Annotated in this window: 7 protein-coding genes; 3 read left to right on the top strand and 4 right to left on the bottom strand. The window is 70.6% G+C overall.

Going from position 1 to position 7,437, the window contains the following annotated elements:
• On the bottom strand, positions 1–1,386 hold a 1,386-nt coding region (locus JNW91_RS27735), incomplete at its 3' end, for a hypothetical protein (RefSeq protein WP_203178385.1).
• Between the two features lie 338 nt (positions 1,387–1,724).
• On the opposite strand from JNW91_RS27735, the gene JNW91_RS27730 reads away from it, so the two are divergent.
• The 3 genes from JNW91_RS27730 to JNW91_RS27720 all read left to right on the top strand — a co-directional run bounded on the left by JNW91_RS27730 (position 1,725) and on the right by JNW91_RS27720 (position 4,492).
• Positions 1,725–2,066, top strand: coding sequence for an ArsR/SmtB family transcription factor (locus JNW91_RS27730; protein WP_203178386.1), 342 nt, complete (start codon positions 1,725–1,727; stop codon positions 2,064–2,066).
• 94 nt (positions 2,067–2,160) lie between these two features.
• Complete coding sequence (locus JNW91_RS27725) at positions 2,161–2,994, top strand: hypothetical protein (protein WP_203178384.1); 834 nt, start codon at positions 2,161–2,163, stop codon at positions 2,992–2,994.
• Between the two features lie 172 nt (positions 2,995–3,166).
• The gene (locus JNW91_RS27720) at positions 3,167–4,492 is read left to right on the top strand and encodes a hypothetical protein (RefSeq protein ID WP_203178383.1); all 1,326 of its coding nucleotides are present in this window, start codon (positions 3,167–3,169) and stop codon (positions 4,490–4,492) included.
• 85 nt (positions 4,493–4,577) lie between these two features.
• Here JNW91_RS27720 and JNW91_RS27715 read toward each other — a convergent pair whose 3' ends face one another.
• The 3 genes from JNW91_RS27715 to JNW91_RS27705 form a co-directional block, all read right to left on the bottom strand.
• The gene (locus JNW91_RS27715) at positions 4,578–5,732 is read right to left on the bottom strand and encodes a serine hydrolase domain-containing protein (RefSeq protein WP_203178381.1); all 1,155 of its coding nucleotides are present in this window, start codon (positions 5,730–5,732) and stop codon (positions 4,578–4,580) included.
• 3 nt (positions 5,733–5,735) lie between these two features.
• Positions 5,736–6,560 carry a carbohydrate ABC transporter permease gene (locus JNW91_RS27710; RefSeq protein WP_203178380.1) on the bottom strand — a complete coding sequence of 275 codons (825 nt, stop codon included), beginning with the start codon at positions 6,558–6,560 and terminating at the stop codon, positions 5,736–5,738.
• Positions 6,557–7,437 (bottom strand): carbohydrate ABC transporter permease (locus tag JNW91_RS27705; protein ID WP_407664391.1); only part of this gene is annotated, 881 nt, incomplete at its 5' end. The genes JNW91_RS27710 and JNW91_RS27705, both read right to left, overlap by 4 nt.

Raw genomic sequence — 7,437 nt, 5'->3', positions numbered from 1 at the left:
CGGCGCCGTGGGGGCCGGCGCCGTGGGGGCCGGCGCTGCCAGGGAGACCTGCTCGTTCGTCGTCGACGGCGCCTCTGCCCGGCTGACGTCCGACCGGTCCGGCGTGTTGCGCGTGGTTCGGCGCGGCGCGGCTGCCGGCAGGAGCGGGGCGAGTTCCGCGTGCAGCGCGGCCCAGTCCGAGGCGCGGGGTGGGTCGGGCTGCTCGGATGTCGACACGGTCTGGCCCGTGTTCTCGGACCGCCCCGCCTGCTGGCCGCCACGGTCCGGCGTCGCCCGGGACCGCCGTGCTGTCGGTCGCTCGATGCCGTCCGGCACCCGCTCGACGGCCTTGGGACGCTCGAAGGGGTCTCCGGCCGGCACGGGGCCGCCGGAGGCCGCGTCCCCCTCGGGGGCGACCGGAGGCGCACCGGGCTCGGAGGGTGCGACGGGCTCGGGCGCCGCGACCATGGCCGGCTTGGGGGCGTGCGCGAGCAGCCGCTCCGGGACGTCGGCGAGCATCCGCGCGGCCGAAGCCAGCGCGACGGGGTCGGGTTGACCGGAGCGACGCCACCGCCGACGACGGCCCTGCACCGGCAGGTTTCCGGCCAACACCCGCGCAGGTGCCAGATCGGCGGCGATCAGCGTGGTCAGCCCGTCGTAGTCCGCGTGCTCGGCCAGCCGCCGGGCGATCTCGTCGAGGTCGTAGACCGCCACGGCGATGTCCGCGGTGGTGGCGTCCAAGGCTCGGGTGATCTTGCGGTGCAACACCTTGCTGAGCGCGGCCTGCCGCCGCTCGGCGCGGATCTGCGCACGGGCCGCGTCGAGCGAGCCGTACAGCCCGAGGCCGGAGTCGGCCTTGGCCAGCGAGCGGGCACGACGGGTCAGCCACGGGTGTCGCAACCAGTGCCCGACCGGTTCGTACGCCGGCGTCGTCGGTGGCAACTGCCGCTTGGCGCGCAGCCGGTCCCGCCGCTGGTTCTCGGTGTTCATCAGCCAGACCAGATAGCCGAGCAGGGACATGCCCGCGTAGAAGCCGCCTTCGAGGTGGTTGCTGTGCGCCAGCCAGTTGAAGGCGACGGCGGCGACGGCGATGCCGGCCGACAGCACGCGGGACAGGATCGCCTGTTCGCCGAGGCGGCGGCGCAGGTCGGCGTTCGCCAGCACCACGACGCCGCCCAACTCCAGCGCCCCGACGGCGGGGAGGGCGACGTACCACGGCATGCTGAGCCGTTCCATCGCCCCGGACACCTGACCGCCGAGCGCGATCAGCAGTACGACGATGTAGAACCCCGTACGCAGCACGGCGACCTGCCGTACCGCCTTGGCGAGTTCCGCGTCCCACGCCTCCGGTGGGTCCGTGTCTGACGCGCCGCGGCGCGCTGAGCTGATGGAGTTTCCACCGGTCATCTGGCTTCGGTCCGGTTCCTGGAACACGCCGAGCAGGTTCCTCTCTCACTCCGACCCCGGCCTCGCCGGCGCTGCGGCCGCCCGGTCGGGCGGAGTCGCGCGGCGAGTCGTGCCAGAGCCGCGCTCCGGCTGCCGCCCGTCGTCCGCCGCATGCTACAGGTTCCATGTCGCTGCTCGGGACGACAAGTAGATCGGCCGCGCTGGCTGGCTCACCGGGCGCGCCTCGGGGCCGACATGGACAGCGCCGGATGACGCCTTCGGGGTACTGGTGGCGGTTCCACCCATCTATCCCTGGTGTTGGTGGGACGATGGGGGACGTGGGAGCTGCGAAAACCGATATGCCTGCTATCTCGCCGCTGGTTGGCGAGCCGATCAAGCGCGTCGACGCCGAGCGACTCGCGGGAGTGCTGAAGGCACTCGCCGACCCGGCTCGGCTGCGACTTCTCAGCCTGATCCAGTCCGCTCCGGAGGGCGAGGCATCGGTGAGTGATCTCACCGCGCCACTTGGCCTCTCTCAGCCGACCGTGAGCCATCACCTTCGGATCCTCACCGAGGCCGGCCTCCTCGAGCGTGAGAAGCGCGGCGTCTGGGCGTACTACAGCCTGGTGCCGTCCGCGATCGGGGCGATCGCCGACCTGTTGACGCCGCCGCGTAAACGGCCGACGAAGAGGGCGCGTTGAGCGCCTGAGGCAGCGCCTCCGCTCGGTGGCTGAGCACTCCCCTTGTCGACACTACCTACAGTGTTCAGCAGGGAACGGAGAGCGAGGTGCGCCGATGATCGGTACGGCACCGTCGCGGGCCGGACGACTGACGGATGGGCTCTGGTCCCGACTCTGGCACGCGAGCTGGCTCGTCGTGGAGGACCGGGGCCGACCGCCGCTGCTCGACCGGGTGCAGATGGTGCGATCCGTGACCGGGATGGTCGTCACGGTGCTGGTCGCCCCGCTGCTCTTCGTCGACCTGTCCACCCGGGAGGCCGGCGGCCGGCTCGTCGGCGAGATGCAGAACGGGCTCAGGATCGTCGCGGCCCTGCATCCCGCACTGGTGCTGATCGTCGCGGCGCTGGTGGCGGTCGGGGTCAGCATGCGGTACTCCGCCGCGCGACACGGCACCGGTCGCCTGTGGGCGGACGTACGGTCGGTGCTCGGGTCGATCCTCGGCACCGGCCTCGCCTGCGTCGTGGCAGTCCTCGCACCGTGGGTGATCTTCGGGGTCAGCGCTCTTCCGGCGCTGGTCCTGGCCGACGCCGAACCACCCTCCGGCGTCGTCGACTGGCTCCTCCGTCTCGTGGTCTGGATCGTCTTCCTGCTCCTGTTGCTGCTCGGAACCCTCGGCGGGATCGGCACGGCGGTCGCCGGCTTCGTCCTCTTCTTCCGCTGGTCGTTTCTCGCCAACCGGCACGCGTACCGGGGCGCCAGGATCGACGCGGCGGTCGCACCGGTGTCCACCATCATCATCGCCTGGACCATCGTCGCCGCCGACGTCCTGCTGGGCACGGGGACGCTCGTCGTCCCGACCTGGGCGCAGGTCGCCATGAGCGTGTTCGGTGCGCTCACGGTGACCGCCATCGCCGCGTGGGAGCTGCGGCTGGCCCGAACGCAGCGCTAGGTCCTCCCCAGCGCTGGTCGCTCCGAAGGCTTCGCTTGTGGCCGGCGCGGTATTGACACGTCCAGAGCCGCCCCCCATGCTCCGCTAAATCAGTTTAGCGAACGAGACGCCCCGACTCGCCCCTCGGCAAGGGCCCGCCAGATGGGCGAACCTTCTTCGAGAATGGACTCACGTGAGACTGCGAAGAGGACTGATCCCGCTCATCACCACCCTCATGCTGACCGCCGCCTCCGGCACGGCGTACGCCGCGAACGGCGGCCCCCGCACGGAGGACGGAATCCGCAGCATCACCCCGATCACCACTGTCCAGACGTACGGGCAGAAGGTCTCCGCGGTGGCGATCGAGTACGGCGCCACCGTGAACCCCCGCAGCCTCGACAACGCCACGTTCACGGTGGCCGACACCATCTACAACTTTCGGTTCAACCCCATCGAGGACCTGCCGAAGCTCGCCGACCGGACCGTCACGCACACCTACACCAACGGCGTGGCGAACACCCGCGCCGACCATCGGTCGACGCCCGGCAGGTACGTCATCGTGGAGCTCGACCCGACCGACCCGGGCGGCTGGACGGTCATCGTCTCCAAGTGCCCGACGTTCCTCTGCACGGTGAAGGTCAACCCCGAGCTGCCGACCCGGGTGGTGCAGCGCAAGGACGTACACGGCCAGCCGGGCCGCGGCTCCGGCAACGGGCCGGTGTTGGCCAGGGCAACCCCCCGCGAGTCCCGCCAGGTCACCGAGAAGCCCGTCAACCGGTTGGTCGACGACTTCACCTACGGTTCCTTCCTCAGCGGTGGCATGGTCCTGCCGTACCACTACCACCTGCCGAAGAACTACCAGCCCGGACGCACGTACCCGCTGATGGTCGTCCTTCCCGGCCACGGAATGGGCTGGGACGGCGACAACCTCGGCGTCCAGCTCGCCGCGGACATCCCGGCGACCGCGTGGCTGCAGTCGGAGTGGACCGGCACCTCCGAGGACGTGATCGTCCTGGCGCCCCAGCACCAGCGGGTCGGAGGGGCGGCCGAGGCCGACCTGTTGGTCAAGCTACTCGACGACTTCGTCGGCCGGTTCGCCGTGGACACCCGCCGGGTGTACGCGACCACCGTGTCGTACGGCTCCCAGCTGCTCTGGGCGGCGTTCGCGAAGCGACCGGACCTGTTCGCCGGCGGACTGGTGACCGGCGGCTTCCCGGTCGACGCGACACAGGCCACCGCCATCGCGGCGGCCGAGATCCCGCTGTGGATCACCCACGGCGAGCACGATCACCTGCTCAACGTCTCCGGCGCCCGGAACTCCTCGACGCTGCTGCGGCAGGCGTACGAGGCTCGCGGCAAGACCCCCGAGCAGGCCGCCGACCTGGTCCGCTACAGCGAGTACGCCGACGAGGCGTTCTCGTTGCCGGACTACCACGCGGCGTTCGGCCCCACCTACGAGGACGGCAGGATCCTTCGCTGGCTGCTCGCCCAGGACAAGCCGGCGGGCGCGACGGACTGAGACGGTTGCGGGGCTCCCCGGTGGTGACTCGGCGGTAGGCCGGGTCCCGGATACCAGGGAGCCCCGCGGGGTCGGCGTCGCCGAGTCAGGCGTCGAGGCAGGCGCGGACGGCGGCGGTGAGGCGGTTGGCGCGGTCGTCGTCGGCGCCGCGCATCTGGTTGACGACGTAGCCGAATCCGACCTGATGGTCCGCGTCGCCGAAGGCGAGGTTCCCGCCGGCGCCGTCATGGCCGAAGCTGCGCGCACCGAGCAGCGGCCGGGCCGGCGGGGAATGCAGCAGGAAGCCGGTGCCCCAGCGCTGTCCGCTGTCCGGCGGACCGTGCCGCTGCTGACCGCGCGACCGGACGACGGTCGCGTCGTCGATGGCCGCGCCGCTGAGGAGGGGTTCGCCCTGGACGGTGGAGACGCAGGCGGCGTACAGACGAGCCAGGCCGTCCGCGGTGCTCACCGCGCCCGCGCCGGGGATGCCGGCGACCCGGATGGCGGGGTCGTTGAAGGTGACCAGCCCGTCGGCGTCGGCGGGGAAGGCGAAGGCTCCGCCCATGGTGATTCCCCGCTCGGCGACCGGGTCGACGAACGGCTCGGCGTCCGGCGGGGGCGCCAGGCCCCAGGCCACGCTGTCGTTCTCGGTGGCGGGAAGACCGAGCCAGGTGCGCAGGCCGAGGGGTCCCGCGACGGTGTCCCGGAAGAACGAGCCGGGTAGCTGCCCGGTCACGCGATGGATCACCTCACCGACGAGCCAGCCGTAGGTCATCGAGTGGTAGCCGTGCGCGGTGCCCGGCTGCCACAAAGGGGCCTGCGCCTCGATCGCCTTGATGACCGGATCCCAGGCGAGGATCTCGTCGAGGGTCAGGGGTCGGTCCAGTGCGGGCAGTCCGGCCTGGTGGGTGAGCAGCCAACGTACGGGAATCTGTTCCTTGCCGTGCTGCCCGAACTCCGGCCAGTAGCGCGTCACGGGAGCGTCGAGGTCGAGTCGTCCCTCCTGCACCAGCAGGTAGGCGCAGATCGCCAGGATGCCCTTGGTGCAGGAGAAGACGACGACAGGCGTGTGCGCGTTCCAGGGCCGCCCGGTGCGGGTGTCGGCGATCCCGCCGTACAGGTCGACGACCTTGCGGCCCCGTACGTAGACGGTGGCCGCCGCGCCGACGTCGCCCCTAAAGGTGAAGTTGTCGCGGAAGACGTCGGCGACGTGCCCGTAGCGTTCGTCGACGTCGCCGTGGATCTGCGGCTGTGTGACCACTGCCTATCCCTTCAGTGACCCCTGAATGAGGGCCTTGATGAACTGTCGCTGGAAGATCAGGAACACGATGAGGGTGGGGGTGAGGATCAACAGCGATCCGGCGCACAGGAGCACCAGGTCGGTGCCCCACTGACCCTGGAACGCCCCGAGCGCGCCGGCCATCGTGCGTTTGGTGGCGTCGTCGACGAGGACGATGGCGAGCAGGAACTGGTTCCACGTCCAGAGGAACATCAGGATCGTCAGCGAGGCGATGGCCGGGCGTGCGAGCGGCACCTGGACCCGCCAGAAGAGCTGCCAGGTGCTGCTGCCGTCCACCCGCGCCGCCTCGGACAGCTCGACCGGCACGTTGGTGAAGTGCGCCCGCATCCAGAACACCGCGAACGGCATGTACAGACCGATCAGCGGCAGGATGATGGCCCACCGGGTGTTGAGCAGCCCGAGATCCTGCATCTGGTAGTAGAGCGGGGTGACCACGGCCTCGAAGGGCAGGGTGAGGCCGAGCACGAGGAGGCCGAAGACGATTCGGCCGCCGGGCACCCGCAGCTGACCGAGCCCGAACCCGGCCATGGTGGCGATGAGCACGGACACCGGCACGACACCTGCCACGATGAGCAGGCTGGAGCGCAGCAGGGCGCCCATGTTGGCGGCGGTGAAGGCGTCCGCGAAGTTCCCCCACTGGGGGTCGGACGGCCAGGTCAGGCCGCTGGGCACGGTGCCGCGGGGCTGCAACGCCGCCGAGAGCATGCTCACGAACGGCAGCAGGGTGACGAGGATCAGGGCGATCAGGAAGATGCGCCCGGTCAGTTGTTCGCGTCGGCTCAGGTTCACGGCTTCTCCTCCCGGGTCAGTCGCTGGATCGGCAGGACACAGGCCAGCACCAGCACCATGAGGACGACGGCGAGCGCCGAGGCGAGCCCGACCTGCCGCTGCGAGAAGGCCAGCCGGTAGATCTCCAGACCGGGAACGGTGGTCTGCAGGCCGGGACCGCCACTGGTGGAGATGTAGACGATGTCGAAGCTGGCCAGCGCGGCGATGATCGTCACGGTGAGGCAAACGCCGATCTCCTGGCGCAGGCTGGGCAGGGTCACCGCGCGGAACTCGCGGACCGGCCCGGCGCCGTCCAGGCGGGCGGCCTCGTAGAGCGCCGGATCGATCTTGCTCATGCCGGTGACGAGCAGGATCGTGCAGAGACCGAGCAGGACCCAGGCGCCGATCACACCCACGGCGGGCAGCGCCGTGTCGAAGTCGCCGAGCCAGGCACGGGCGACGCCGCCCAGGCCGATCGCGCGCAGCACCTGGTTGACCAGGCCGTTCGAGGAGAGCAGCCAGCTCCACGCGATGCCCGCCGCCACCAGGGGGATGACCTGCGGCAGGAACAGGACCGTGCGGACGACCGTCCCGAACGTCCCGGTGGTGACCCGGCGGACCATGCTCGCCACCAACAGCCCGAGCGCGACGGGGATGAAGCTGAAGAAGACGATCAGGATGACCGCGTTGGAGATGATCTTCAGCAGATCGCTGTCGGTGAAAACGGTGAGGTAGTTGTCCAGGCCCACCCAGCGAGCCACACCGATGCCGTTCCAGTCGTAGAGCGAGTACTGGACGGTCAGGGCGAGAGGACGCAGGACGAAGACCGCGTACATCACCAGGGCGGGCAGGACGTACAACCAGCCGGTCCCGGCCGCGCGGGCCCACCGACGTCGGT

It is taken from the genome of Micromonospora parastrephiae, from assembly GCF_016802865.1.
GTDB lineage: Bacteria > Actinomycetota > Actinomycetes > Mycobacteriales > Micromonosporaceae > Micromonospora > Micromonospora parastrephiae.
The sequence above is the reverse complement of the archived record's forward strand: the minus strand, read 5'-3'. Positions and strand labels throughout refer to the sequence as shown.

What these genes read in the sequence shown, in the direction of transcription:
- JNW91_RS27730 (WP_203178386.1), top strand. Translation starts at nt 1,725, where the DNA reads ATGCCTGCTATCTCGCCGCTGGTTGGCGAGCCGATCAAGCGCGTCGAC.
- JNW91_RS27725 (WP_203178384.1), top strand. Translation starts at nt 2,161, where the DNA reads ATGATCGGTACGGCACCGTCGCGGGCCGGACGACTGACGGATGGGCTC.